This is a genomic window from Corallococcus terminator, from assembly GCF_003611635.1.
Taxonomy (GTDB): domain Bacteria; phylum Myxococcota; class Myxococcia; order Myxococcales; family Myxococcaceae; genus Corallococcus; species Corallococcus terminator.
This window is the reverse complement of record NZ_RAVZ01000716.1, coordinates 1-826: the sequence shown is the minus strand read 5'-3', so window position 1 is coordinate 826 and position 826 is coordinate 1. Positions and strand designations below refer to the sequence as shown.

Here is an 826-nt window from a genome sequence, read left to right as displayed (position 1 = left end):
GTCTTCTCCACCACCGTCATGCGCAGCGCCAGGTAGTAGAGGTCCAGGTCCTTGGGGGGCAGCTCTCCCACCGGGATGCGGCTGTTCTGCGTGAGCGCGAAGGCATTGCCTTCGCGGTCCCACTCCACGCCCTGATAGCGCCGGTCGGTGAGCGCGGTGAGGTACTGCACGCAGCGGTCCTTCAGCAGCGCCTGCACCGACAACAGGTCCGACGTGAGCACGTCCGCGGCCTGCGCCAGCACCACCGGAGAGGGATCCTCCAGCGGATCCACCGGCGCCGGGGCCTGCCCGGGGGCCGTCGCGACCGGCACGGGCGGCGCCTTTGCCAGGGAGATGGACTCCTTGAGGCGGCCCAGCTCGCGCTCCACCTCGCGCAGGTCGCGCACGTAGGTGCCCTTGGCGGTCAGCTCCACGTTGAGCGTCTCCTGCTGCACGCGCATCTCCTGCCCCTGGCGCAGGGCGTCCTGGTACTCGGCGGACGCCTCGAACTCCTCCAGTTGCGTCTGGAGCTCGCCCAGGCGGATGCCCAGCAGGTCCTTCTTCTCCAGCGCGGGAGCGATCTCGTCGAGCGTCTCCACGTCCAGGGCCTTGATGGCCATGCGCACCGGAGCGTCGTCGACCTCGAACTCGTCGAGGATCTTCTTCTCCCGAGCGCCCTTGCGGTTGTCCTTGGTGCCCCGGCGGGTGGCCTTCTGCAGGTCGTCCACGTAGCGCAGCGCCATCAGCGCGGCCGTGCCGAAGGCCGGGATGTTGAGCAGCGCCAGGTAGCGCCACATGGGCGCGCCCACGGAGGAGAAACCCAGGCCCACGCTGAGCGCCAGGAACA

At 69.5% G+C, this 826-nt stretch carries 1 pseudogene; it reads right to left on the bottom strand.

Annotated elements, in window-relative coordinates:
- Nucleotides 1-826 (bottom strand): annotated as a pseudogene (locus tag D7V88_RS41740) (chromosome segregation protein SMC); the annotation flags it as partial.